Raw genomic sequence first — 25247 nt, 5'->3', positions numbered from 1 at the left:
CTTAGAAGGCTGCAGCACGCCCTAAGCTTTGGGCCGGGCCCGTTTCGCTCGCAGCGCCGTCCCTGCCTTGGCCGGCGGAATGCTCTGCGGATTGCGGAATACGTTTTCCGGATCGTACTTCGCCTTCACGCGGCGCAGCCGGGGATAGTTCTTGCCGTAATAGACCGGTCCGGAAGCTTTGATGCCCTGGTCCGGGACGTTGATATAGGAGCCGACGATGTACGGCTGCAGCCTCCGGCGCGTCTTGCGGACGATCGCGATGTTTTTGGCCGCCTGGCTCGGCTGCACCCAGGAGCTGTTCCACTCCACATAAAACTTCGCATCGCGCCAGTAGAAAGCCGTCGAGCGAGGCGACGGACGGCTGACCGCTCCGCCCCAGTTGAGGAAAAAGAAGCCGGCGAACTCGCCCTCGATGTTCTCCAGGAATTCACGCATCGGCTTCAGCGCCGCGGTCGGGAACGGACGGCGGGCAAAGCCGGAGGAGAACTGGTTGCTTTCCCGATTCGTCAGCACCGGGTCCGGCGGCAGCAGGAACGTCACCGCCTCGTCATACGGCAGCTGCCGGATGATCCGGCTCGTCGGCGTTCCGATGCTCGTCAGCGGCTTCAGCAGCCTTGTCGCTGCAGTTTTGGAGCCGAGGAACAGCCCTTCCATGCTGACGTTGCCGCCCTTTTTCGGCCCGATCGACAGCTCGCTGCCGAGCCTGTCGTCCACGCTCGGCGCCCATTGCTGCCAGGCGAGAAGCACTTCCTCGAACTGCTCCCACGGCCATGTGATCCGGTAGACGGTCGCCTTCGCCGGAGCCTTGCGAACCTTGAACTTATACCGGGTGCAGATGCCGAAGTTGCCTCCCCCGCCGCCGCGCGAAGCCCATAGCAGATCCGCGTTCCGCTTCTTGCTGGCGTGGAGGATCCGCCCCTTGGCATCGATCATTTCCAGGGCGGTCAGATTGTCGCTGATAAGGCCGATCGTCCGCTGGAGCGGGCCGATGCCGCCGCCGAGTGTGATGCCTCCGATCCCGACGGACGGACTGTCGCCGAACGGAGCGATGAAGCCCCGCTTCGCCAGCGCGTGGGCGAGCCGCCCTACCCGGTTGCCGGCGCCGACGACGACGGTGCCTTTGGCTTTGTTCAGCTTGATCTCGTTCAGCTTGCTGACATCGATGACGATGCCCCCGGTTACTTGGGACAGATCGCCTTCCAGCGCATGGCGGCCGCTTCTCGCCCGGATCGGGACGTCGTTCTCCCGAGCCCATTTGATCGCGTTGGACACGTCTTTGGCCGTCCGGGCAAAGACGAACACCTTCGGAAAGCGGTCCGTGTGCGGATCCCAGTTTTTGCGCGCGGCATCATAGCCCGGTTCGCCGCGAAAAATGACTTTTCCAGTCAGCTTCGTGTTGGATTTCATGGATCCAGCTCCCATCGGGACAAGTGGGCATCTCGCCTTGGCGCGGCCAGATGCCCTCTATCCTATGCGGGACATTCGCGGACGGAATGGGCCCATGCGGCAAGCCAGACAGGCGACCGGAGCGTTCCTGCTACATCTCTCTATGCTCCCGCCACATTCTTCTATTCGCAACCGGCTGCGATTCTGGTTTAATCCGAATAGACGACATCATGCGGCGAGCGCTCCTCCCGATAGGATCGACGGCGCATGATAAAGAGAGGATGAAGGAAATGGATGCTAACAAGCCGCTTGGCCTGACGCCCGCTTTGGGCTGGAATTCATGGAATACGTTTACATGGGATATCAACGAGGAGCTGATCCGCAACGTCGCCGATCTATTCGTGACGGATGGCTATAAAGATGCCGGCTACGAATATATCGTCATCGACGACTGCTGGAGCTTGAAGGAACGGGATGCCGACGGCAATCTTGTGGCCGATCCGGCCAAATTCCCCAGCGGGATGAAAGCGCTGGCCGATTATATCCACGCCAAAGGCTTGAAGTTCGGCATGTATTCCTGCGTCGGCACCCACACTTGCGCCGGCTATCCGGGCAGCTTCGAGCATGAGTTCCAGGATGCGGCGCTGTTCGCCGAATGGGGCGTCGATTTCCTCAAGTACGATTACTGCTTCAAGCCCCGCCATATTTCCGGCGAGCTGATGTACAAGCGGATGAGCCTCGCCCTCAAGAACAGCGGTCGCGACATTCTCTTCTCCGCCTGCAACTGGGGCGCGGACGATGTGTACGACTGGATCCGCGAATCCGGCGCCCATACGTACCGGTCGACCGTCGACATCCGCGATTTCTGGGATTCCATCAAAGAGCTCGCCATCTCCCAGCTCGACAAGACGCCGTATACGGGACCGTTCAGCTACAACGACCTGGACATGCTCGTCGTCGGCATGAACGGCGGCAGCAACGACGCCTTCATCGGCAGCAAGATCGGCGGCTGCACCGACATCGAGTACAGGACCCACTTCGCGCTCTGGGCCATGATGGGATCCCCGCTCATGATCGGCTGCGATATCCGCAACGCGAGCGAGGCGACGAAGGACATTTTGCTGAACCGGGATCTGATCGCCATCAATCAGGACGTCGAAGGGCGCGGCGCCTACCGGATCAAGCCGGAGCCGAACTGGTTCCATAACGACGAGGTGTTCATCCTCGTCAAAGTGCTGACGGACGGCGATCTGGCAATCGGCTTCTTCAACCTGAGCGACACCCAGCGCGAAGTGCCGGTGCTGTTCTGGGATCTCGGGCTGCCGCATGCAGCCGGCTTCTCCCTGTCGCTGTACGACTGCATCGAGCATGCGGAGCTGGGATCGTTCAAGGAACGTTTCGCTCCGGTCGTGCCTGCTCACGATTGCCGCGTCGTGCGCGCCAAGCTCGTCCGCTGAAATGGCCGGCCCCCGCATCTGCACCAGCTGCCGCGTGCCGCTCCAGACGGATGACGTCGCCATCTATTTGAAGCTCGTGTCCCGCTTCGCGCAGGACTTCCTCTGCATCGACTGCCTCGGCGTCAAGCTGAAATGCGGCCGCGAGCCGATCGAGAAGCTCATTCAGCATTATCGGGCTTCCGGAAAATGCTCGCTGTTTCGTTGATGGATTATGGATTTCACGACGAAAGCAATCGGGAAGAAACGGATGCATCCGTTTTAGGTTAAACTCAAGGGGATGAACCTAAAAGGAGGCCGTTTACGATGAGCATGCACCAATCGGGTCTGGATCGGGGAATCGTTCCGCATCTGTGGTTTGACAAGGAAGCGAAAGAGGCGGCAGAGCTCTACAGCAGCGTCTTCCCGGATTCCAGCATCAACAGCGTGACGCCCTTGAACGACACGCCTTCCGGCGATGCGTCCCTCGTCTCGTTCCAAGTATGGGGGCAGCCGTTCATGGCGATCTCGGCAGGACCGCATTTCAAGCTGAATCCCTCGATCTCGTTCTTTGCCCATTACGATCCGTCGCGGGAACCGAAAGCGAGGGAAATGCTTGACGAGGCATGGGAGAAGCTGGCCGAAGGAGGAACTCCTCTCATGCCGCTCGGCCAATACCCGTTCAGCGAACGGTTTGGGTGGATCCAGGACAAATTCGGCGTCAGCTGGCAGCTCATTCTGACGAATCCGGACGGGGAGCCGCGTCCGCCGATCATCCCTTCCCTGCTGTTCGTCGGCGCCAACTGCGGCAAGGCTGAGGAAGCGCGCGACTTCTATCTTTCGGTGTTCCGCGACTCGCAGCCCGGCGAGCTCGTTCGTTATGGACCCGGCATGGAGCCGGATCGCGAGGGAGACGTCATGTTCTCCGACTTCAGGCTGGGAAGCACCTGGTTCACGGCGATGGACAGCGCACATGACCACTCGTTCCAATTCAACGAAGCGATTTCCTTCGTGGTCCGTTGCGACACCCAGGAAGAGATCGACTTCTACTGGGACAAGCTGTCCGCCGTTCCTTCAGCCGAGCAATGCGGCTGGCTCAAGGACCGCTACGGCGTGTCATGGCAGATCTGTCCCAGCGCCATGGACAAGATGATGGCCGAAGGAACGCCGGAGCAGCGGGTCCGCGTCACGAAAGCTTTCCTGAAGATGAAGAAGTTCGATCTGGCAGAGCTGGAGCGGGCTTATCGGGGAGATTGACGAGGGCAGCAGCTTTTCTGAAAAAAACGCCATCCCGGTCGGGAGGGCGTTTTTTGGGTTCAACCTGCGTCAGCTTTGTCTTTATGGACAGAGCGTCTCGCCTACCGCCGCCGGGGAGCCGGCTTAGCGTAGTTTCGGCTATGGCCTCAGCTTTGCCGCTCTTTTTGGAAAGAGCGTCTCGCCCACCCGCGATAGCCGATCAGCGTCACGGCTAGAAAGACGCCGTAAATGGCGGCCGCCGCCCAAATATTCCGCGCGTCGTAGACAAGGCCGTCGCCGATGACGACAAACAGCAGCATCGACGGCACCTTTCCGAGCGCCGATGCGACGGCGTACACGCCGAACGACACGCGGCTCAGCGCCGCGTAAACGTTGATGACGATCGACGGGATGACGGGAATGAGCCGTGCGAACAGGATCATCAGAAAGGCATTGCGCTCGAACAGCTGCGTCATCCGATCGAGCCGGCCATAGCGTGCCAGCATGCGCTTTCCCCAGTCCTTGAAGACGTAGCGGACGAACAGGAACATGAGCAGGGAAGCGGCGGTCGAGCCGACCCAGGTGACGATGCCGCCCTCGATCGGGCCGTATGCCGCGCCGATGACGGCGCCGACGACCGGATACGGGATGACGGGAAACAGCGCCATCCCCGTCGCTGCCAGCATGACGGGCAGGGCCGATTCCCGGCTTTCGATCCAGCCGAGGATCGGCTCATGGTACAGGTAGACGACGACCGCAATTCCGGCGTACAAAATCGTCATCGTTAGCTTTTTGATCATGGATGCGCTCTTTTCCGGTTCGTCATTAGCATGCTTGCTTCTATGATACGGAATGAGCGGGGTGGATACAAATGCGGGGCGAGGCCGTCGATCCATGAATGGGTTTTTCTGGTTCAGATCAAGTCCCCGCTTTGGACAGAGCCTAAAAGCTCATACGAGTAGACTTTTCCTGATGGTCCAGCCGGGACAGGCCTCAGCTTTCCTTTTTGCGCGAGCTCGCGACAGTACTTGATGACGGTCTGCTTATGCAATTCCAGTTCGACTGCCGCTTGCGCCGGCCGAATGATTCGGTGATGACGGACCGCAAAAACGCATCCATTCGCGCTCTATCTTCCCATGCCGCCGATTTCCTGTTCCCGAATGATCTATGCCGGAATTCAAGTATGGGGCCAATATATTCCGTAGAACGGCCTCAATGAAAGCTGGATTTTCTTTCAACTCGTCCAATGAAATCGCGATCAAGCGGCATGAATAGGATTGCAGGAACATTCCGCGGTTCAGGTCCATCCGATACTTCGTCCGATCCTTGCCGTGCGAGCCATAGTCCATGATTTCGATCGCAAAGCGAAGAGTCCCCACGATCCACATGAAATCGACGAAATACGATCGCCCGCGCCAATCCATCACTTCATACTCGGGGTGCAAGTCATGAAAATGGCCCACGAGCGGCCACCATGTTTTCTCTGCAAAGAATCGATTTCCATACCCATGGCCTCGCTTCAACGCATCTTTCCGCTCCCCTTCGCGTCGTTTCAAATGCCCTTTGATCCATTTTTCATGTTCCGCTTTGAAACTCATTCTTGTCCACTCCCTCTGTTAGAATAAAATGAAATACGAGAAGAAAAGGCGTTCTGCCGGAGCGTTCTTCCAAGACAACGATCTAATCATATGTACCAAGATTGGAACCCCTGTCAATCCCCGCAATCTCCTCCGCACGTTTTATGACCTTATGAAGAAGGCTGATGTTCCCAAAATTCGCTTTCACGATCTGAGACATACTGTGGCTACTCTGATGCTCAGCCGCAACATCAATCCCAAGGTAGTAAAGGAAATATTGGGCCATTCCGATATTCGCGTCACATTGGATACGTATAGTCACGTACTACCTTCTGTTCATAAGGAAACGGCACAGCAGTATGGCAACATGCTCTTTGGGACGGAGCAAAAGAGCAAGGGACATGAAGTCTCATTTACCGTCCCGCCAGAGAGACTATTTGATACCGACTCTGAATCGTCAACGACGATTCAATAATTCGCTCTCAAGCTACTGACCGCCTTTCAACGTAGCTTTCGGAGCGGTACAAAATGAATCGCCCTGCCTTTAACAGAAGACAGGGCGATTCATTTTCTTAAAAAATATTGATCTGGATGAAGCGCGTTAGCTTTTGAGGTCCAAAATGCTACGTTGGAAATATCCTGCCTGCCGTAAGAAATTATTATGAACTTTGGTCTGTCAACATTGCTTCCTGCTCCAATTTAATACGTTTTTCAATCATGTAGTCGATGCAGGCTTGACAATCGTCAAGCTCTTCACGTAATTTCAAGGTGCCAAGTTTCTCAAGATATTTTGGCGTGAATGATGCTGTCAATGAAGAATGTTTTATCAACTCCGATTTATTCATACGGTAAGGAATGACATTATGCTTAATTTCCCGTCTCAATCTTGCTAACATTGAAAATCCACCATAATCGATATCGCTCCAATGATACCAGTTACAAGTGTTTGGTATGTTATTGGCAATGCTTTGTAAAAACTTCCGCTTTGCCGGACTGAATTGTCCTCCATGAAATACAACCAATTCATGCTCACTTTTTTGCTTATAGATGTAATCAATGTAATTTGCCCGATTTTCGATAGAGATCACACTTTTTATTTCAGGAGAAACGTTTAGGTGTCCTCTTTGGAAATCAGTTATGCTCACAGTCCCCCCGAAAGTTAACGGTGAAAAATCTACGGATTCATTATCAAATATGATTTTGACGTGCCCACAAAACTCCATTTGCTCAGGATATTTGGAAATCCCTACCTGTCTAAGAAGCCCCTCTTCAGATTCATCTACGGAATCCAAATATTTTGACAATATGCCAAGCAGCCGAGTTTTTACCGTCTTCTCAAATCTCTTTGAATCACCGAAACATTGTATCGAAAAAACACGCTCAAGTATTTCCACCGTGCCCAATTGTTCCACAAAGCATATTGCATGAATAAGATCTGTGCGCTCCTTTTTGTCGGCGGGCAATCTCTTTCCAATAGAGCGTCTGCTAGAAATAGCTTCATAAGCATCAGCTAGGAACTGTTTGGCCCAATCACTTTGGACAATTTCCATGGCAGCCAACAGTTCAAGACACACGTCGTCTATTTCATCACCTTTAGGCTTTCTACAAATCAAGGCATATGCTGAGGATATATTCTCAATATTTAACCACACCTTAGCAATAATGTGGTGTTCTTCTCCTCGCATCCACTGATAGGAAACGAGTTGCTCCTCATTCAAAGACAGTACCGCATTATTAATCATCGTACGTTTTTCAAATTGTTCAATATCATATTGGGGGAAATCTGTCTGCCCACCATCGTATAGATTCAATATGATTCGGCGTGAAGGCTGTTTTCTCTCAGAAAAATAACTACTGCGTTCGTATTTGTCTAGCAATGCTGCTATCAGTTGGTACCTGTACCGTTCACTCATATTCAAGGTCCTCTAGTTTTCTAGGATCAAATTTGCGAACACAAGCCTGTTTGCCTTCACGTAACACTAGTAGATTACTGTCGACGAGAGTGGCAATATCTCCAATTTTATCAGGTGGTGCAGAAATCACCACTTGGAAATTGAATTGACGTAGTAGTTCAACGCTACGTACGATACGCTCTCCGTCCATTTTAGAAAAAGCCTCATCAAACAGAATTATGCGAGATGTGTTTGCAATCTTATCCCTACCAACCCGATATAATTGAGTGAACGATGCCAATACAGCTATATAAAATGGCGTCTGCGTTTCACCGCCCGACTTTTTACCTAGCGTTTTCGAAAGACGTTGTGATTCGCCCTCACTGTTCATGACCTCCAAATCGAAAGACAAGTATGTACGGTAATCTGTAAAGGCTTGAACACGTTTTTCATAATCTTCGCGCTCCTGAGTTTTGGATCCAGTTCCTTCATTCGTTATGATGGCAAATAGTTCTGCTATCTCGTCCTTGTATTTTGTATTAAACTGATCGGATAATAGATTGTATCCACCCTCCAGAAGCATTGGATCAACGATCATATCATAATACCGCTTGTATTCAGGCTTGGGAATAATCCGGAATCGATATGTATCCTCACCAAAGGAACTTCCACTTAAAGCATTATTGAGTCCGTCAATTTGTCTTTTGGCATCATTAATGTTGTTTTGCAAGCGACTTAAAAAATCTTCTTGAAACTGCTCAAAGGCTTTGTTCCTTGTGTCCTGGATCAGTGAAAGATACTCTGGAAGCTTATTATCACTAAGCTCGAGCCACGCGTTATCGTAAACTTCGTTATGCAAGTCATTAATATTGTAACCCATAAGATACATATCGTTATATTGTCGGCGCAAGTTTCGCAACTCGTCCCATGTCGCAGTTTTGGCGTTTGTTGAGCGGTTGAGCTCTCGCGGAAAAGCCCTTTCAATATCGATAGCGTTGCCTCTACTAAGTAGCTCACGTTCATACCTCATTACCCCTGTATTTTCCAGCCACTCCATTTCGAATTTTTCGGATAACTGCTTTTCCATGGCGTTGAGTTCTTCGGACAATTTCGGTATCGTTTCGTCTTTGCATACTCGCAAGCGTTCTTTGATGGTGCTGCAATGGTCTTTATATCCATCAATTTCTTCACGCAACTTATTCAACATTTGATCTAAGCCTCGAATACGCTCCTGTAGGGCTTCAACAACGCTCTTATCAACGGAATTCAAATCGTGTTTCAATTGGGTAATATCCCGCTCAATCTCCGGAATCAACCCGACATTTTTCGCGGCTGATACTATTTGTCCTACTTCTGATGTGCTTATGGACATTAGGCTGCTACCCAGTTGAAAGGCAGTCTTGATGGAAGAGCAGATGCCTATTTTATCGGTTAGTTCTGCTATCTCTATTCTCACATCTTCCAATCGTTGCCGAATCGCGCCTTGACCTATAGCTGGTTTCGCCCATCTTTCAGGATTCATAGCTCTTACAACGAAATTCTGATAAATCATGCCTTCGTCAGTAATTGATGTTCGATGACGACGCAAGTCACCGACGCGATCACACTTTTTCACACGGCCAAGAGTATAATCCAAAAATAGTCGCACATTGGCATCATTGGTGTCGAGTTCTTCTGCTAAGCTACCGGGGTCCGCAGTAGGATTTATTTTCTTAATACTTTCAATATCTACAATTCCGGTACCATAAATACTACGCTTTCGTTTGATTTCGTCATACACATGTAGCGCAGTATCGAAATGTTCTGGAGGGACTATAAGATAAAATTTTTGCGTATGAAGATACCCTTCTATGACATTACGCCAGCGATTATTCCTTATTTCCGCCGCTTCCGCCACGATTACGACTTTGACACTTGTCCCCGTTTTAGCACGTAAACGACCTGATACCGCTTCTTTGAGATCCAAGACATCTCGTGGAAAGCGATAAACACCACTCTCAAGGGATTGTAGTTCTGTCTGTAATATTTTACGTTCATCAGCAATCTTCTGCTGTTCCTCAGAAAACCGGGAAACGAGTCCACCGGACTCTATTCGCATTGCATCCGCAGTTTGTGCGATGCGGATAAGCCCATCCTCACCAACTGACAAAATAGCTTCAGCATCACTATTACCGATTGTGTCAAAATTGACGAAGAATTCTTGACCTTCAGCAACCAAATCATGAATACGAGTAGTCAATAGAGGGTTTAGAGAAGAAATATCGATTTCATCTATCTTCCGGATCATTCCACCCAAATTAATACGCCACGACGCCACGCTTTTTGTAAGCATTGCCGAGGTCCTGTCATATTCCTTCTGTAATTCGTCTTTTCGTAGTTCTTTTTCTTCAATCTGCCCCTGAAGGTGTTTCAGGGTTTGAGTCTGCTCATTATTCAGATACTGGGCTTGTAAAATATCACGTTTTTCCTGCATTTCTATTTGCCGTTCATTTTCCACTTCCAATTTACCGTTCAGAGTGAATACCTGCGCTGTATATTCTATTGCCTTTTTCTTTTCAACTTCTAAGTCCATCGTTTTGATATCAGCCCGAGCACGGTCCACTAAATAAGAATAGAGCATTTCATTTTGTTGGTGAGTTACAAAACTCTGATGAGAAGTAACGATTTGATCAAGCAAGGCAATACGATCCTTAAGTACATCAGCTTCTTGTTCCAATCTTTTATAGCTTCTAATATTCTCTTGCATTCGGCTGACATCGACTGTTTGTTGCGTATCGCATACGAATTCTGAAATAAACTGCTGGATGTCCACATCCGGATTAAATGAAACAGCTTTTTTCAATAATTGCCCGAAACGATCACGCAATCCCCCGAGCTTTCCATACAGATCATTCCTGAAATCCCGGTTTACATCAGTGGTATAGCTATGTCCTGTATAACTTTCTTTGATATAAGCCCTAAGTGCTGTAATATCCATTGGCTTACGGTTAACGACGAGAGCATTGGACGGTATGGATCCATCAAATCGGAAGAACAGTTTTTGCATGTCGTTTTCCGAGTAGGTATCAAAGCAACACCCGGCAGTAAAATATTTCTTCTTTTCCTCATCATAAAACTCTATGGCAATGTAACTTGTAAACCGACCGTCTCGCAGGTATTTGAAACCAGCGTTCTCATCGTCCCCCAATTCTCCACGCAAATATCCGCTCAAGGTTCGATTCCCGCGTCCGCTAGCAGCTTTGTTGAAGAAACTGCCACTCGTATCGGCCAATAGCAATAACTGAAGCGCATCCATGATTGTGGATTTTCCAGAGGCATTTTTTCCGGTCAGAAAATTCACTTTATCAAACTCAATCATTTCATGGACAAAATAGTGCCAATGAATCAGCAGTAGTTTAGTCATCCGTTTCATTTCGCATCCTCCAGTCCCGGCTCCGTCTTGTCGACATCATCTTTGCGAAGTTCCTCTAATTCTGCCATCATATCATTAATTCCCTGATTAGAGACAATAGACAAAATGGAAGGAAGAATGAGAACTTGGTTTCCTTCACTGTTCCATGCAGAAGTATCCATTTTCTGTATGATGTTATGATGAGCAAGTGTTCTCTGAGCATCCATCCGTTCTTTTTGAGTCGTTTTCCCTTTTTCCAGAAGCCCAAGCATCTGCATCTTCTCTACGATTGCCTGAGTATCCGTTTTCACAGTGTGGAAGCTGCTCGCTTGTTCTCGTTCTTCCTCATAAATGAGACGACATGTATATAGAAAGAGTGTGGTGAATCGATCGATTCTAAAGCGATTATGGTCGTAAATGTTGATTAAAGACATAATGCCGTAATGATCATCTTTCTCAAGACGCCAACCCGTGACAGCAAAGTAATCCCGTAAGACTCCAAAAAAACGTGACGCATTCTGGTAATCATAGCTAGGCAATGTCATTTGCTGCGATGGCTGATATTCATATCGCACCATATAAGTGTGGGATAGCAGATAATTCGCAAGTCGTCTAAACTCGCCCTTCTCGTAACTAGTAAGTGCTTCATATTTCTCACTCCACAAGATGCTTTGCCACCTTTCTGCTGATTGTCAGATTCGGAATGGTGTATCCATTTTTCTCATGGCGCCCTTCCTTCATTTGAACCTTATATGTCATACCACGTTCATTAGCGCGGACAATAGCTAAAATCAGTAAAATAAAATCGGTATCATTATCCACTGGAATCGTCTCACTGCTGACCTCGCTGTTACCCGAAGCAAATAGGCTATCTACATAGGCTCGTATTCTTGCTATAGGATACCCCTTTTTAATTTGTTGCAACATGCCAGCCATTGCCGAATCGGAGAAAGTTTGATTATCCGATATTTCTAGAGGGTTTAAATTAACTCTCCGACTGCGTACATTTTTATGATAAAGAGATTTTCCATCTAAAAATTCTTGTCGATTAACTCGAACATTTCTTTCAAGCATCTCTCCAATTTTACTTCTTGCTGTATTCGTGGACTGTGCATATCCCTTCAACAATTCAACTAATTTTCCCTTGATACTTTGGTCGGCAGTCATCAAATACTGGATTTTGTCTATGGAGCTTTTGGTATAGGTACTGTGCTTTCTATCGATTTCGTTTACAATACCACCTACAGACTGATATACATCCAAAACATAATCAATCAACGTTATAATTTCCTGACTAGCTTCTTCGTGACTTTCATATTTTCGTATAGTCATAGCTCTTGAACGCATGTTATCCATAAGTTCCTCATCCGCAAGAACATCTGACAAAATCCCTTGAATTGGAGCCATATACCTATGAATAGAATCCATCGTTTTGATAGGATGATAGATACGATCGGACATCCGTTTATACTCTTCGAAATGATTTTTCAAGAGTATGTTCACATCGCTCTGCTCTTGGATCCGCCGCAAATAACTTCGAATACCATGATAGAGACTTTTCAATTCGAATGTAAGCCGCTCTGTATTTGCCTTCGCCGATAAAACCGCCTCGTACATTTGCCCGCGGTGTTCTTCTTTTGCTTGTTTAAGACTAGAGTAAGTGGCAAAAACGAGAGAGTTATACTCGTGTAACGTGTGGTCGTTCAGTTCACTTAAAAGTTTCATTACTTGAATGGCATAATCTCGCGGCGTAATTATCTCGATGAATGATCCGTCCAGAAACTCTTTATCAACCCAGCCCGTTTTTACCAACCGATTCAAGATCAAACGCGCCTTAACATTTGGTGTTAAACTACCCTCAGTAGCATCGTCATCTGCTTCAGGTGTAAACTCCTTATCTTCAATCTGTGCAATTAAAGAAGTTAAATAGTCATCCACGCGTATATTGAGTTCATATTTAAACATCTGATGTAAAAGCATGATCGCATCAAGATATATTTCTTTGTTTCCAGATGAAAGCACGGAAAAAAAGCTTCCGGGAATAGTGGCAAATAGGCTCATTTTTATACCTGCCTTCTTATACATGGTATAGATACAGCATGAATTAATTTCTTTTATGCCATACCATTTTTCATACATTCAGAAATTTCATCCAACGAAAAAGATGAGTATATAAATTAAAGTTTTCGACAAAAAATGAGGAAATTCCTTCCTAATGACAAGAATTTCTATAAGTTACCCATCCGATTGTAACTAGCCATTTTAGGCATAGTGGGCTACGAATGAAGCCGAGACGCTTTCATACTATTTAAAATGTTGAATCTCACTGCAATTAGCTGACCGCCTTTCATCCAAGTGTTGATATTTATCATAAAAGTCGCCCTGCCCTTATGAAAAGGACAAGGCGATTTTTTTTATCGAGGGATACGATGCTCTGGAATTCTCACAAGAAATTCGAAAATCCTGATTTTACACCAAAAAAATCGTCAGCGTGACCAAACGTGTGACCACGACCCAAAATCAGCTCCGTTTCGGGCATAGAAAAAACCGCCAAACACCCGGAATCCCTTGTGTTTAGCGGTTTTCTTTTGTATGGAGCCTAGGGGGATCGAACCCCTGACCTCATCGCTGCCAGCGATGCGCTCTCCCAGCTGAGCTAAGGCCCCGTATGATCATGTCGTATGTATGTCATCTGCTTCGTTAGAAGAAGATTTGCTTACCGCGACAAGAAAGAATATACCATGCTACCGAATAAAGTGTCAACACTTTATTCAATATTCTTTTCACCGCTCCGTGCGATGTGTCCAGCTGCTGCGTCATCCACTGGCTTTTCCGGCGAATGCCAGTTGCAATCCGCTAAAAAATGTTCTAACCTATTAATTGTTAAGACCTTTTAACTATTATTGAAATGAACCTATTCGACATGCGAGGTGAATGCCGCTGAACCCTCAGCATCCCCTCTCCCGACTGGTCGGAGAGTACATGCAGACGCTCGTCGAGCGCTTTACCAAGCTGCAGGACCCCGCCTTGTCGGCGCCGCAGTATTCCATCCTGCAGACGCTCGCCCGCGAAGGCCGCAAAACCTCGTCCGAGCTGGCCGCCCGCCTCGAGGTGACGCCCTCCGCCGTGACGAACCTCAGCACGAAGCTCGTGCAAAAGGGATACGTCGAACGGATCGTCTCCGAGCAGGATCGCCGAATCATGTTTCTGCAGATTACGGAATCCGGCATGGCAGCCGAAAAAGGACTGCTGGACCGATTCGAAGAGCTGATGGACGGAGCCTGGGAAAGCTTCACCGAAGAGGAGCGGAAGCTGCTCGAACGCTCCTATCGCCATCTGATCGACCACCTGCGGCAAGAAAAGAACTCCACCGGGACATCTTAGCATGGGCAGCATCCAGCATCCCAATTCATCGAATGCGGAGGAATCAACTATGGATCGACTCAAAGGAAAAGTCGCGATCGTAACCGGCGCAGCCGGAGGCATGGGCAAGGCGGACGCGCTGCTGTTCGCCAAGGAAGGCGCGAAGGTCGTCGTCACGGATTTGCAGGAGGACAAGCTCCAAGCCGTCGTCGAAGAAATCAAGGCGGCCGGCGGCGAGGCCGCAGGCTTCAAGCATAACGTCGCCTCCGAAGAGGACTGGCAGCGCGTCGTTTCCGAAGCGAAGAACGCTTTCGGCAAGATCGACATCCTCGTCAACAACGCCGGCATCTCGGACGCCACTCCGTTCATGGACCAGACGGTCGACAACTGGGAGCGCGTCATGAAGATCAACGTCACGAGCATCTTCCTCGGCCAAAAATACGTCATCCCGCATATGATCGAAGCCGGCGGCGGCTCGATCATCAACATCTCTTCGATCGCCGGCCTGACCGGCGGCAGCGGCACCGGACCCTATACGGCCAGCAAAGGCGCCGTCCGCCTGCTGACGAAGGCGACTGCGGTCGATTATGCGAAGCACAACATCCGCTGCAACTCGATCCATCCGGGCTTCATCGAGACCCCGATGACGGTCGACATGTTCAAGGATCCGCCAATGGTGCAGTGGTTCCAGATGCAGACGCCGCTGCCGCGTCTCGGCAAAGCGGAGGACATCGCGAACGGGGTGCTGTTCCTCGCCTCCGACGAGTCCTCCTATATTACCGGCGTGGAGCTGCCGATCGACGGCGGCTACTACGCGAAGTAATCCTGCCTGCCGCGCTGCCGCGGCTGACTGCCGTCTTGTAGCGGCTGCTGCCTCATAGCGGCCGGCGCTGCTCCGGCCCCCTGCCACGCGGACTAGCTGCGCGGACAAGCCGCGCTTCCGAGCCGCACCAAAAAGCCCGAGCCGCTTCGCATGCTGCGAAGCGGCTCGGGCTTTTTGGTCGTTCATTAGGATGCCAGGCTTGTTCCGTCTCAGCCTTCGACTGGATTTTTGGACAGCAGGCTCGACAGTTCCTTCATGAACATGTCGATATCCTTGAACTGGCGGTAAACGGAGGCGAAGCGCACGTAGGCGACCTCGTCGACCGGATAAAGCTGCTGCATGACGAGCTCGCCGATCGCCCGGCTGTCGATCTCGGCCTGGGCTGTCGTCCGCAGCTCCTTTTCGACCTCGGAGACGATCTCCTCGAGACGCTCGACCGGCACCGGGCGCTTCTCGCAGGCCCGGATGAGGCCGCGCAAAATCTTGTCGCGGCTGAACTCCTCGCGGCTGCCGTCCTTCTTGATGACGATCAGCGGCGTTTCCTCGATCATCTCGAACGTCGTGAAACGGCGGCTGCACTTCTCGCATTCGCGGCGGCGGCGGATGGACTTGTCCCCGTTGGCGGGACGCGAATCCAGCACCTTCGTGCCGTTATGCTCGCAATAGGGGCATTTCATCGTTGGTCCTCCCTTTCCTCGGCTGATTGCGCGGAGGCAAACCCGCTTCCCGCATGGACTTGCGGGCGTTTGTACAAATTTATCTTCTCCTTGCGTATGAAGCCGGCATTTCGGCACATAATACTTTTACCAACCGCGAGGAGGTGAAACGACAATGGCACAGAACAACGGCAGCAACAAGCTGGTCGTAACGGGTTCCCACGCAGCCCTGGACCAAATGAAGTACGAAGTTGCTCAAGAGCTCGGCATCGCCATCCCGCAGGACGGCTACTACGGCAACTTCACGACGTATGACGCAGGTTCCCTCGGTGGCTACATCACGAAACGCCTCGTAACCATCGGCGAGCAATCCCTCGCAGGTCAATATAAATAATTGACCTCATACCGAAAGGCCCGGAGACGCTCCCGCAGCGGACGCTCCGGGCCTTTTTCCTTCTCTCCCCATTATACATAACGGGACCATTCGGGATAAAGGCTTTTGTACTTTTTGTAGTAATAATTGACTCTTTGCACATAATGACGAGTCTCTCCGTACGGCACCTGATCGAGCCGCGCCATCGTTCCGTCCCAGCGGCCTTCCTTGAGCCATTGGCCGACCTTGCCCGGACCGGCATTGTAGGCCGCGACCGATGCCGCCTGGTTGCCCTTGAACTGGTCCTGCAGCGAATGCACGTACCAGGAGCCGGCGCGGATGTTCTCCTCCACGCCGATCATGACCGTCTCGCGCGACATCGACTTGAATTTCGCCGTGTCGATGATCCATTCGGCCGTATCGGGCATGAGCTGCATGACGCCGCCTGCGCCCTTGCGCGACACCTTGTCCGTGCGGAAGTTGGACTCGACCCGGATGATCGCCGCGATCAGATAAGGATCGACCTGCTGCTCGGCGGCCGCCTGCTCGATGCTGTCCTTGAAGGCGATCGGATACATCAAGCGGCCGAGCCAGTCGGACTTCAAAAACAGCAGGGCGATGAAGCCGGCCAGCACGATCAGCAGCACCCGCTTGCGGACGAGCCAGCCCCAGCTCATGAGATCCCCCGCTCAGCCAGGAATCTCTCCGCCTGCCGCAACGTCTCTTGCTCGCTGCCGCCGTTGTCGATGACCCAGTCCGCACGCCGCTTCTTCTCCTCGAGGTCGAGCTGCAGCCCGATGCGCCGCCGCGCCTCCGTCTCGTCCATGCCGCTGCGCTTGATCAGCCGCTCGAGCTGGACATCGGCCGGCACGTAGACGACGAGCACGCCGTCATAAGCCGCGTCCTGTCCCGTCTCGTACAGCAGCGGGATGTCCGCGACGACGAGCCTCTCCGGCCGCTCCCGCTCCGCCTGCTCCATCTCGGCTTGCATATGCCGCCGGATCGCCGGATGCAGGATGCCCTCCAGCTGCCGGAGCTTGTCCGGCTGGCCGAAGACGATGCGGCCGAGCGCAGGCCGGTCAAGCCGGCCGTCCGGCTGCAGCACGCCCTCGCCGAATGCGGCGGCGATCGCCGCGAGCGCGGGCTCTCCCGGCTCGACGACGGCGCGTGCCGCCTCGTCGGCGTCCGATACGAAGACGCCCTTCTCCCTCAGCATGCGGGAGACGGTGCTTTTGCCGCTGGCGATGCCGCCTGTAAGGCCGATTCTCATGCGAGGTCCTCCTCCCTGCTTGCTAGTCCCGGATCTGGCCGGGCAGCGGATAAAATCCAAAATCCCCCCGTCGCGGGAGGGATCGATGTCAGTCTGGATCACGGGGCGGGCGTCGGCTCGAAAGCCGGCGTCACCAAAGCTTGCCGAGGCCGATCAGCAGCAGCAGCGTGCCCGGCAGCACGCTCAGCAGCTTCATGCGCTTGCCTCCGGAAAATCGGAAGCCGAAGCGCAGGCCGGCCGCCAGGAACAGGCCGCTGGCCAGCATGATGCTGAGCGCCGTCAGCCACGGCTCGAGGCCGACCATCGCCGCGCCGAGCCCCGCTCCGAACGCGTCGAGCGACAGCGCCGAGCCGAGCAGCAGCGCTTCGCCGGCGCTGATGCTGCCGGAGCTGTCGACATCCGCCGTCTGCGGCGAGCGCAAAATCTGGATGACGATGCCGAGCTTCTTGATCTCGAGCGTCAGCACGGCGATCGACGGCACGGCGAGCTCGGCGGCGGCGCCCGAGCCGGCGCCGGCGGAAATCGCCGCAGCGGAGCCGCCGGCTCCCGCGGCAGAAGCGGCGCCTGCATGGCTGCCGTCGGACGAAGCGGCAGCCTCGCCTTTTCGCTGCTCCTCGTCAGCCTCCGCCTCGGCGGATGTCCGCTTGGGGCGCAGCTGCTGGAACAGCGTGAAGCATCCGATGCCGATCAGGATGAGCGCGCCGATGCGCCTCGCGTCATCGGGGTCGACGAATCCCGTCAGCCAGGCTCCGACTTTCATGCTGAGCAGGATGACGACGCCCGAGCAACCCGTTATGATGAGCACGGACAGCAGCGGGATGCGGATTCGCCTCAGTCCGTACGTGATTCCGACTCCGAATCCGTCTACGCTGACGGCAAAGGACAGCAGCAGCAGCGGCAGCAGATGGGAAAGCATAGCCGAACAGTCCTCCCTGCGAATGGCTTTGCTCCATTCTATGCAGGGGCTGGGCATCTGTTCCTATCCGTCCGCCGATGCAGGCTCCGCCGCAGCGGACGGCAGCCGCTCGAAGCTAGCGGATCGCTGCCTCGGAGCGCTTGCGGCGCACGCTCGGCAGCGGCTGGCAGGCCGCGCAGAAATGGGTGCCTCGGCCGCCGACGACCGTCTTGACGATCGGCGCCCCGCAGCCCGAGCAGGGCTCGTTCTTGCGGCCGTAGACGAGCAGCTCATGCTGGAAGCGGCCTGCGTCGCCCTGGCCGTTGACATACGACTTGACCGACGAGCCGCCCGCCGCCACGGCGCGCTCCAGCGTCGCCCGGATCGAAGCATGCAGCTTGCGCCACTGCTCCGGCTTCAGCCGGTCGGCCGTCGTCTCGGGATGGATGCCCGCGAGATGCAGCGCCTCATCGACATAAATATTGCCAAGCCCGACGATGTATGCCTGGTTGAGCAGCAGCGGCTTGATCATCGTCGTGCGCTTCGCCAGCAGCCCGCGCAGCGCTTCGAGCGTGAACGTCTCCTCAAGCGGCTCCAGCCCGAGCTTCGCGAGCGGCGGCTGCGCGAACTCCTCGCCCGGCTCGAACAGATGCATCGTGCCGAACTGGCGCACGTCCTGGTAGCGCAGCTCGGTGCCGTCGGTGAAGCGGAAGCGCACATGTGTATGCTTGGCCACCGGCTCGCCGGCGTCATAAAGGCCGTAGCGGCCTTCCATGCGCAGATGCGAGACGAGCACGAGCCCGTCGAGCACGATGCGGATGAATTTGCCGCGGCGCTCGACGGTTTGGATCGTATGCCCGGCCAGGGCGGCGGCGAACGCCTCCGGCTCCTGCGGGCGCTGTATGATGCGCGGCAAGCTGACGACGACGCTCTCGATCGTCTTGCCCGCCGCGATGAGGGTGAGCGTTCGGGTTACAGTTTCTACCTCCGGCAGTTCCGGCATGGGGATCAGCACCTTTCTCTATCCTCACCATTATAACGGAGATAAGCGCTTCCTGCATGCCCAGCGAGCTGGGAAAACAACCAAGCCGCCTCCCCCGCCTCGCGGGAAAGGCGGCTGAAGGCCGTCCGTTACTTCGCTTCGTACCAGTTCGCTCCGTAGCTGACGTCCGCGCGCAGCGGCACGCTCAGCTCCAGGGCGCTCTCCATCACTTCGGGGACGAGCGCCTTCATCGTCTCGAGCTCCTCGGGATGCACCTCGAAGACCAGTTCGTCATGCACCTGCAGCAGCATGCGCGAGCGCAGTCCCTCGGCGCGCATCCGCTCCTGCATCTTGACCATCGCCAGCTTGATGATGTCGGCGGCCGTGCCCTGGATCGGCGTATTCATCGCCGTGCGCTCCGCGAACGAGCGCAGGTTGAAGTTCGACGCCTTGATCTCCGGCAGGTAGCGCCTGCGCTCCAGCAGCGTCGTCACATAGCCGTCGCGGCGCGCCTGCTGCACGATGTCGTCCATGTACTTGCGCACGCCCTGGAACGCCTCGAAATACTGATCGATGAAGCGCGCCGCCTCCTTGCGCGTGATGCCGAGGTTCTGCGAGAGGCCGAAGTCGCTGATGCCGTACACGATGCCGAAGTTGACCGCCTTGGCGGAGCGGCGCATGTTCGCGTCCACGTCCGCCTGCGCCACGCCGAACACGTCCATCGCCGTCTTCGTATGCACATCCAGATCCTGCGTGAACGCCTCGCTCAGTCCCTCGTCGCCCGAGATATGCGCGAGCACGCGCAGCTCGATCTGCGAGTAGTCGGCCGCGAGGATGAGCCAGTCCGGCTCGGACGGCACGAACGCCTTGCGGATCTTGCGCCCTTCCTCCAGACGGATCGGGATGTTCTGCAGGTTCGGGAACTGGCTGCTCAGCCGGCCCGTCGCCGCGATCGTCTGGCGGTAGTACGTGTGGATCTTGCCGCTGTCCGGACGGATCTCCTTGAGCAGCCCCTCCACGTAGGTCGACTGCAGCTTGTGCAGCTGGCGGAAGTGCAGGATGAGCGGGATGATCTCGTGGTACGGCTCCAGCTTCTCCAGCACGTCGGCGTCGGTCGAGTACCCGGTCTTCGTTTTTTTCATGACGGGCAGCCCGAGCTTGTCGAAAAGGATCTCGCCCAGCTGCTTGGGCGAGTTGATGTTGAACTCCTGGCCGGCGTGGCGGTAGATCGCCTCCATGTCGGCCTTGATGCCTGTCTCCAGCTCCGCTCCGAGCTGGCGGATCGTCTCCGCGTCGACGGAGATGCCTTGGCGCTCCATGTCGGCGAGCACGCCGGACAGCGGCTGCTCCAGCTCGTAGTAGAGCCGGTGCATGCCCGTCTCCTCCAGCTGGGCCATCTGCAGCGGCGCGGCCGCGCGCACGGCGTCGGCCTTGACCGCCAGCTGCGCGTACAGAGCCTCCTTGTCCGGCACCTTGAACTTCGCGCCCTTGCCGTAGACCGACTCGTCGGTCGGCACCGACGGCAGGCCGAGGCGCGCCGCGATGCCGCTGACGCTCTGGTCCGTCGCGGTTGGGTCGAGCAGGTAGGCGGCCAGCACGATGTCGAACGCTCCGCCCTGCAGATGCACGCCGAGGCTGGCGCTGAGCGCCAGCTCCGCGCGGTGCAGGTCGCAGCCGGTCTTCGGCGCGGAAGCATCGGCGAGCCACGCCTTGAACTCGGCGGCATCGCCGCTCGCCAGCCATTCGCCGGACATCGCATAGACGGCGTCCTCGGCCGCGTAGGCGGCTCCGATCAGCTCGGCGTGATGCGGGTTGTCGCCGATCGCCTCGAGGTAGAACGCGCCCGGAGCGCGGAGCGCCTGCTCGAGCGCCTCGCGCGCGGCGGTGTCGCCGATCTCGACCGGCCGGACGTCGAGCTCCTTTTGCGGCTCGGCCGATACGGGGGCTGCGGCGCCGAGGCCGAGCCGCTCGATGAGCGACTTGAACTCCAGCTTGCCGAACGCCGCGGCCAGCGTCGACGGCTCGTATCCTTTGTAGGCAAAATCGCCCGTCTCGCCGGCAAGCGGCACCTCGCGGAAGATCGTCGCCAGACGCTTGCTCAGCCGCGCCGACTCCTGATGCTCCTCGACGCGCTCCTTGAGCTTGCCCTTGAGCTCGCCGGAGCGCTCAATCACCGCCTCGACGGTGCCGTATTCATGCAGCAGCTTGAGCGCGGTCTTCTCCCCGACGCCGGGGATGCCGGGAATGTTGTCGGACGTGTCGCCCATGAGCCCCTTGAGGTCGATGATCTGCGCCGGCTCGAGGCCGTAGCGCTCGCGCACCGCCGCCGGATCGTACAGCTCGATCTCGCTCACGCCCTTGCGCGTGACGGCGATCGACACCCGCTCCGAAGCGAGCTGCAGCATGTCCTTGTCGCCGCTGACGACGATCGCCTGCACGCCCTGCTCGTCCGCCATGCGGGTGAGCGTGCCGATGATGTCGTCCGCCTCGTAGCCCGAGAGCTCGAACTGGCGGATGCCGAACGCCTGCACGACCTCCTTGATGAGCGGGAACTGCTCGGACAGCTCGGACGGCGTCTTGTCGCGGGTTCCTTTGTAGTCGGCGAAGCTTTCCGTGCGGAACGTCACCTTGCCCGCGTCGAAGGCGACCAGCACATGGGTCGGCTTGTGCTCCTCGAGCACCTTGAGCAGCATCGTCGTGAAGCCGAAGACGGCGTTCGTATGCAATCCAGCCGCGTTGGTGAGCGGCGGCATGGCAAAAAACGCCCGGTAGGCGATGCTGTTGCCGTCGATCAAAATCCACTTGTCCATATCAGGGCACCTCGTCGTCGTTATGATTGCTTCTACTATACCACACTCCGCTGGAAAACCTTGAAACCTTAGCGCTCAAATGTTCGTATCCAAAGAAAATATCAAACGAAAGCGAGGCATGGCTATTGATGGCAGGCATCGGCATCATCGGCGTCCTTTTCTTGCTTATTGCGCTCGGACTGTTCGTGCTTCACATCGCGCTCTGCGTATGGGCGTACCGAGACGCCCGCGACCGCGGCTACAGCAGCGAGTTCGCGCTGCTCGTGCTCCTGGCGCTGCTGTTCTTCCCGGTCGTCGGGCTGATCGTCTACCTGATCATCCGCGAGGATCGGCGCGGGAATCGGCTTCGCTGAATGGCAAAAAGGCATGGCTCCGGCGATCCGGAGGCCATGCCTTTTTCGTGCTTGCTCTAGCCTTGCTCTGCCGCTGCCGCCGCCGGCAGATGCGAAGCCGCGACGCGGTAGATCGTCACGCGGTTGCCGACGATCGGTCCCGCGCCTTCGCCGGCAGCAGCCGGACGGCCGTGCGCGCCGTGGCCATGGGCTTGACCGTGGCCGCCATGTCCGTGAGCCGGCTTTTCAGCCGCCTCGCCTTCGGCCTGCTGCTCCTGCCGCTTCGCATGCGCGCCGCGGAACGAGTCGCTCGACGCCCAGGCCTCGAAGTCGGCTTTGGCTCTCCAGGTCGTGCAGACGCGGATTTCCTCTTCGCCTTCGTTCTCGCTTTTGCCATGCAGCACGTCCATCCGGATGAAGCCTTCGAACGTGTGCACCTGCTTCGGCTTCGCGAACCGCTCCAGCACCGCCTCGGCGAATCCGGCCTTGACGACGATCCGGTTCTCGACGAGCACCGGGCCGGCGGGCTCTTCCTTCGCTTCTCCCAGCTTTTCCTTCAAATAAGCCACGACCTCTTGCGCGTCCGGCCCGCCCATCAGGGCGTGCTGCAGCAGCGTGATGCCATGCGGTCCCTTGGCATGCAGCTGAGACGGATGGCGCTCGATGACCGAGCGGACGAGCTCCAGCTCGCCGAGCATCGCCGCGCCGAACAGATCCAGACGCGCTCCCTGCTCGAGCAGCCAGTTCAGAATATCCTTGCGGCCGACGTGAGCGGCCGCTCCGGCCGCCGTCTCCCAATCGCCGCCGCCCCAGTTCATAGCGGCATGCAGCAGTCCCGGCTCTTCTTGCAGCAGCTGCTGCACGCGCTCCAGATCGCTATGGGCCGAGCCGACGAAGGCGCGTACCAGTTCTGGATTCAATGCTTGCTCAGACATTTGTCATCTCTCCCGTTTCCTGTGGTTGAATCGCTTCATGGCTCGAATCCGCGCTTGCGGATTCGGCCGGCGCCGCCAGCCGGCGTGCCGTTGTCGCACGCCGCGCCTGGAAGCTCGGCACGCCTTCGTCGGTCCGGATGCTGCCCTCGACGCCGAATACGTCGCGGAAAAACGCATGCGTAAACAGCTCGGCGGGCCGGCCCTGAGCGGCGACTCGGCCGTCCTTGACGGCAACGAGCCTGTCGCAGTAGCGGGCGGCTTGATTGAGGTCATGCAGCACGGTCACGACGGTCATTCCCTGCTCGCGGTTCAGCCTTTGGACAAGCTCCATCAGCTCGAGCTGATGGGCGATGTCCAGATACGTAGCCGGCTCGTCGAGCAGCAGCACCGAAGGCGTCTGCGCGATCGCCATCGCGAGCCAGGCGCGCTGGCGCTCCCCGCCTGACAGCGCAGGCAGCGGCCGATGCTGCAGCTCCTGCAGCGAGGCCGCCGCGATCGCCCAGTCGACGATGCTCTCATGCTCTTCGGCGCTTCCATCCTGGTACCATTTCAAATGCGGGTGGCGTCCCTTGCGCACCAGCTCGCGCACGGTCAGCTCCAATCCCGACTCCTGGGCTTGCGCCAGCATCGCGATTTGTCGCGCCACGGCTTTGGGCGGAATCGCCGCCAGATCTTTGCCGTCAAGCAGCGCCGATCCGCCGCGCGGCTTCATCAAGCGGGCAAGCATCCGCAGCACGGTCGACTTGCCCGAGCCGTTCGGGCCGATGATGCCGACCCACTCGCCTTTGACGATGTCGATGTCGACGCCGTGCACGACAAGCCGGTCGCCGTAGCCGTGCACGAGCGCTTCTCCGGTCAGACGGCTCATCGTTTCGCCCCCTTTCGCAGCAGATAAAGGAAGAACGGAGCTCCGAGCAGCGCCAGCAGGATGCCGACCGGGAACTCGATCGGATCGAACAGCGTGCGCGCCGCCGTATCGGCCAGCGTGACGAGCGCCGCGCCGCCGAGCGCGGACGCCGGCATGAGAACGCGGTAGTCCGAGCCGACAAGCATGCGGACGATATGCGGCACGACAAGGCCGACGAAGCCGACCATGCCGGCCTGGCTGATCGCCGCGCCGGCGAGGAATGCCGCGACGCCGACGATGATGAGGCGGTACAGCTCGACGCGCACGCCGAGCAGCTTGGCCGCGTCGTCACCGAGCGCCAGCAGGTTCGCCGGCTTGATCAGCAGCAGCGCCGCCGCAAGTCCGGCCAGCGCGTAAGGCAGCAGCGCGTCGGCATGCGGCCAGCTGCGGCCGTTCAGGCTGCCGCTCATCCACGGCAGCACCGATTGCACCTTTTCGCTGTTGAGGATCATGAGCGCCGACATCGCTGCGCCGAGCAGCGAGTTGACCGCGACGCCGGCGAGGATGAGCCTCACCGGAGATGCTCCGCCCTTCCAGGCGAGCCCGTAGATGACCGCGCTGGCCGCCAAGGCGCCGATGAACGCCGCCGCGGGCAGCAGCGCGATCTGCGCTGGGAACAGGATCATGATGGCGACAGCGGCGATGCCTCCGCCCGACGAGACGCCGATGATGCCGGGATCGGCAAGCGGATTGCGGAATACGCCTTGCAGCAGAGCGCCGGAAAGGCCGAGCGCGCCGCCGACCATAAGGCCGGTCAGCACGCGCGGCAGACGCAGGTTCCAAACGATTTGCCACGCCTCGGTGTCGGAGCGCCCGAGGAGCGAGGCCCACACGTCGGCGATCGGAATCCGGATCGATCCGAGCGCGAGACCGCAGACGACGCTGGCGACGACGAGCGCCGCCGCGCCGACGAGCACGGCCGCATGCCGCGCCGACGCCGGGCGCCTCGCCCGCTTGACGTCAGCCGGCGACAGGACGGCCGCCAT

24 protein-coding genes, 1 tRNA gene and 1 pseudogene are annotated in these 25247 nt (G+C 56.0%); 8 read left to right on the top strand and 18 right to left on the bottom strand.

Annotated features, from left to right (window positions below):
- Positions 1-21 precede the first annotated feature (21 nt).
- On the bottom strand, positions 22-1407 hold the full coding sequence (locus NYE40_RS08925) for an FAD-binding oxidoreductase (RefSeq protein WP_339279806.1): 1386 nt from the start codon (positions 1405-1407) through the stop codon (positions 22-24).
- 269 nt (positions 1408-1676) lie between these two features.
- Here NYE40_RS08925 and NYE40_RS08920 point away from each other — a divergent pair, with 269 nt between their 5' ends.
- The 3 genes from NYE40_RS08920 (at position 1677) to NYE40_RS08910 (ending at position 4076) form a co-directional block, all read left to right on the top strand.
- The gene (locus NYE40_RS08920) at positions 1677-2843 is read left to right on the top strand and encodes a glycoside hydrolase family 27 protein (protein ID WP_339279805.1); all 1167 of its coding nucleotides are present in this window, start codon (positions 1677-1679) and stop codon (positions 2841-2843) included.
- Position 2844: 1 nt separating this feature from the next.
- Positions 2845-3048, top strand: a complete 204-nt coding sequence (locus tag NYE40_RS08915; protein ID WP_339279804.1) for a hypothetical protein — start codon at positions 2845-2847, stop codon at positions 3046-3048.
- Positions 3049-3146: 98 nt separating this feature from the next.
- Positions 3147-4076: a VOC family protein gene (locus NYE40_RS08910; RefSeq protein WP_339279803.1), complete on the top strand. Its 930-nt coding sequence runs from the start codon at positions 3147-3149 to the stop codon at positions 4074-4076.
- Between the two features lie 146 nt (positions 4077-4222).
- On the opposite strand, the gene NYE40_RS08905 is transcribed toward NYE40_RS08910, so the two are convergent.
- Both NYE40_RS08905 and NYE40_RS08900 read right to left on the bottom strand, forming a co-directional pair.
- Positions 4223-4855: a TVP38/TMEM64 family protein gene (locus NYE40_RS08905; RefSeq protein WP_339279802.1), complete on the bottom strand. Its 633-nt coding sequence runs from the start codon at positions 4853-4855 to the stop codon at positions 4223-4225.
- 243 nt (positions 4856-5098) lie between these two features.
- Positions 5099-5653, bottom strand: a complete 555-nt coding sequence (locus NYE40_RS08900; protein ID WP_339279801.1) for a hypothetical protein — start codon at positions 5651-5653, stop codon at positions 5099-5101.
- A 28-nt stretch (positions 5654-5681) separates the two neighbouring features.
- On the opposite strand from NYE40_RS08900, the gene NYE40_RS08895 reads away from it, so the two are divergent.
- Positions 5682-6107, top strand: a complete 426-nt coding sequence (locus tag NYE40_RS08895; RefSeq protein WP_084136714.1) for a site-specific integrase — start codon at positions 5682-5684, stop codon at positions 6105-6107.
- A 184-nt stretch (positions 6108-6291) separates the two neighbouring features.
- Here the strand turns inward: NYE40_RS08895 and NYE40_RS08890 are convergent, their stop codons facing one another.
- From NYE40_RS08890 to NYE40_RS08870, 5 genes are all read right to left on the bottom strand, one after another.
- Entirely contained in the window at positions 6292-7545 is a 1254-nt protein-coding gene (locus NYE40_RS08890; RefSeq protein WP_084136713.1) for a Wadjet anti-phage system protein JetD domain-containing protein, read from the bottom strand.
- Positions 7538-10936 carry an SbcC/MukB-like Walker B domain-containing protein gene (locus tag NYE40_RS08885; protein ID WP_084136711.1) on the bottom strand — a complete coding sequence of 1133 codons (3399 nt, stop codon included), beginning with the start codon at positions 10934-10936 and terminating at the stop codon, positions 7538-7540. The genes NYE40_RS08890 and NYE40_RS08885 overlap by 8 nt, the downstream gene beginning before the upstream one ends.
- Positions 10933-11580 (bottom strand): DUF4194 domain-containing protein, encoded by a 648-nt coding sequence (locus NYE40_RS08880; protein WP_028597822.1) that lies wholly within the window; start codon positions 11578-11580, stop codon positions 10933-10935. Before NYE40_RS08880 ends, NYE40_RS08885 begins: the two co-directional genes overlap by 4 nt.
- On the bottom strand, positions 11570-13054 hold the full coding sequence (locus NYE40_RS08875) for a Wadjet anti-phage system protein JetA family protein (RefSeq protein ID WP_127464467.1): 1485 nt from the start codon (positions 13052-13054) through the stop codon (positions 11570-11572). Before NYE40_RS08875 ends, NYE40_RS08880 begins: the two co-directional genes overlap by 11 nt.
- 454 nt (positions 13055-13508) lie before the next feature.
- Positions 13509-13581, bottom strand: a tRNA-Ala gene (locus NYE40_RS08870).
- 268 nt (positions 13582-13849) lie between these two features.
- Between NYE40_RS08870 and NYE40_RS08865 the strand changes: the two genes are divergently transcribed.
- Both NYE40_RS08865 and NYE40_RS08860 read left to right on the top strand, forming a co-directional pair.
- Complete coding sequence (locus tag NYE40_RS08865) at positions 13850-14299, top strand: MarR family transcriptional regulator (protein WP_052333004.1); 450 nt, start codon at positions 13850-13852, stop codon at positions 14297-14299.
- Positions 14300-14348: 49 nt separating this feature from the next.
- A complete protein-coding gene (locus NYE40_RS08860) occupies positions 14349-15101 on the top strand; it encodes a glucose 1-dehydrogenase (RefSeq protein ID WP_339279800.1) in 753 nt (250 codons plus the stop codon).
- Positions 15102-15310: 209 nt separating this feature from the next.
- Here the strand turns inward: NYE40_RS08860 and nrdR are convergent, their stop codons facing one another.
- Complete coding sequence (nrdR, locus tag NYE40_RS08855) at positions 15311-15778, bottom strand: transcriptional regulator NrdR (protein WP_028597818.1); 468 nt, start codon at positions 15776-15778, stop codon at positions 15311-15313.
- Positions 15779-15932: 154 nt separating this feature from the next.
- On the opposite strand from nrdR, the gene NYE40_RS08850 reads away from it, so the two are divergent.
- Complete coding sequence (locus NYE40_RS08850) at positions 15933-16151, top strand: alpha/beta-type small acid-soluble spore protein (RefSeq protein ID WP_028597817.1); 219 nt, start codon at positions 15933-15935, stop codon at positions 16149-16151.
- Positions 16152-16222: 71 nt separating this feature from the next.
- Here NYE40_RS08850 and NYE40_RS08845 read toward each other — a convergent pair whose 3' ends face one another.
- The 5 genes from NYE40_RS08845 to polA all read right to left on the bottom strand — a co-directional run bounded on the left by NYE40_RS08845 (position 16223) and on the right by polA (position 22087).
- A complete protein-coding gene (locus NYE40_RS08845; RefSeq protein ID WP_028597816.1) occupies positions 16223-16807 on the bottom strand; it encodes a lytic transglycosylase domain-containing protein in 585 nt (194 codons plus the stop codon).
- Entirely contained in the window at positions 16804-17400 is a 597-nt protein-coding gene (gene coaE, locus NYE40_RS08840) for a dephospho-CoA kinase (RefSeq protein WP_339279799.1), read from the bottom strand. The genes NYE40_RS08845 and coaE overlap by 4 nt, the downstream gene beginning before the upstream one ends.
- A gap of 130 nt (positions 17401-17530) precedes the next feature.
- Positions 17531-18316: a manganese efflux pump gene (locus NYE40_RS08835; protein WP_339279798.1), complete on the bottom strand. Its 786-nt coding sequence runs from the start codon at positions 18314-18316 to the stop codon at positions 17531-17533.
- A gap of 115 nt (positions 18317-18431) precedes the next feature.
- Positions 18432-19298, bottom strand: coding sequence for a DNA-formamidopyrimidine glycosylase (mutM, locus tag NYE40_RS08830; protein WP_028597813.1), 867 nt, complete (start codon positions 19296-19298; stop codon positions 18432-18434).
- A 128-nt stretch (positions 19299-19426) separates the two neighbouring features.
- Positions 19427-22087, bottom strand: coding sequence for a DNA polymerase I (gene polA / locus NYE40_RS08825; protein WP_043110976.1), 2661 nt, complete (start codon positions 22085-22087; stop codon positions 19427-19429).
- 128 nt (positions 22088-22215) lie between these two features.
- On the opposite strand from polA, the gene NYE40_RS08820 reads away from it, so the two are divergent.
- Positions 22216-22440, top strand: a complete 225-nt coding sequence (locus tag NYE40_RS08820; protein ID WP_028597812.1) for a PLDc N-terminal domain-containing protein — start codon at positions 22216-22218, stop codon at positions 22438-22440.
- Between the two features lie 56 nt (positions 22441-22496).
- On the opposite strand, the gene NYE40_RS08815 is transcribed toward NYE40_RS08820, so the two are convergent.
- The 4 genes and pseudogenes from NYE40_RS08815 to NYE40_RS08800 form a co-directional block, all read right to left on the bottom strand.
- Positions 22497-22934, bottom strand: a complete 438-nt coding sequence (locus tag NYE40_RS08815; RefSeq protein WP_276203376.1) for an antibiotic biosynthesis monooxygenase — start codon at positions 22932-22934, stop codon at positions 22497-22499.
- A gap of 42 nt (positions 22935-22976) precedes the next feature.
- Positions 22977-23354 (bottom strand): annotated as a pseudogene (locus tag NYE40_RS08810) (ankyrin repeat domain-containing protein); the annotation flags it as partial.
- The gene (locus NYE40_RS08805) at positions 23347-24222 is read right to left on the bottom strand and encodes an ABC transporter ATP-binding protein (protein WP_084136709.1); all 876 of its coding nucleotides are present in this window, start codon (positions 24220-24222) and stop codon (positions 23347-23349) included. The gene NYE40_RS08805 and the pseudogene NYE40_RS08810, both read right to left, overlap by 8 nt.
- Complete coding sequence (locus NYE40_RS08800) at positions 24219-25247, bottom strand: iron ABC transporter permease (protein WP_028597811.1); 1029 nt, start codon at positions 25245-25247, stop codon at positions 24219-24221. Before NYE40_RS08800 ends, NYE40_RS08805 begins: the two co-directional genes overlap by 4 nt.

Origin of the sequence: Paenibacillus sp. FSL W8-1187 (assembly GCF_037965485.1) — a bacterium.
GTDB lineage: Bacteria > Bacillota > Bacilli > Paenibacillales > Paenibacillaceae > Paenibacillus_O > Paenibacillus_O pasadenensis.
The sequence above is the reverse complement of the archived record's forward strand: the minus strand, read 5'-3'. Positions and strand labels throughout refer to the sequence as shown.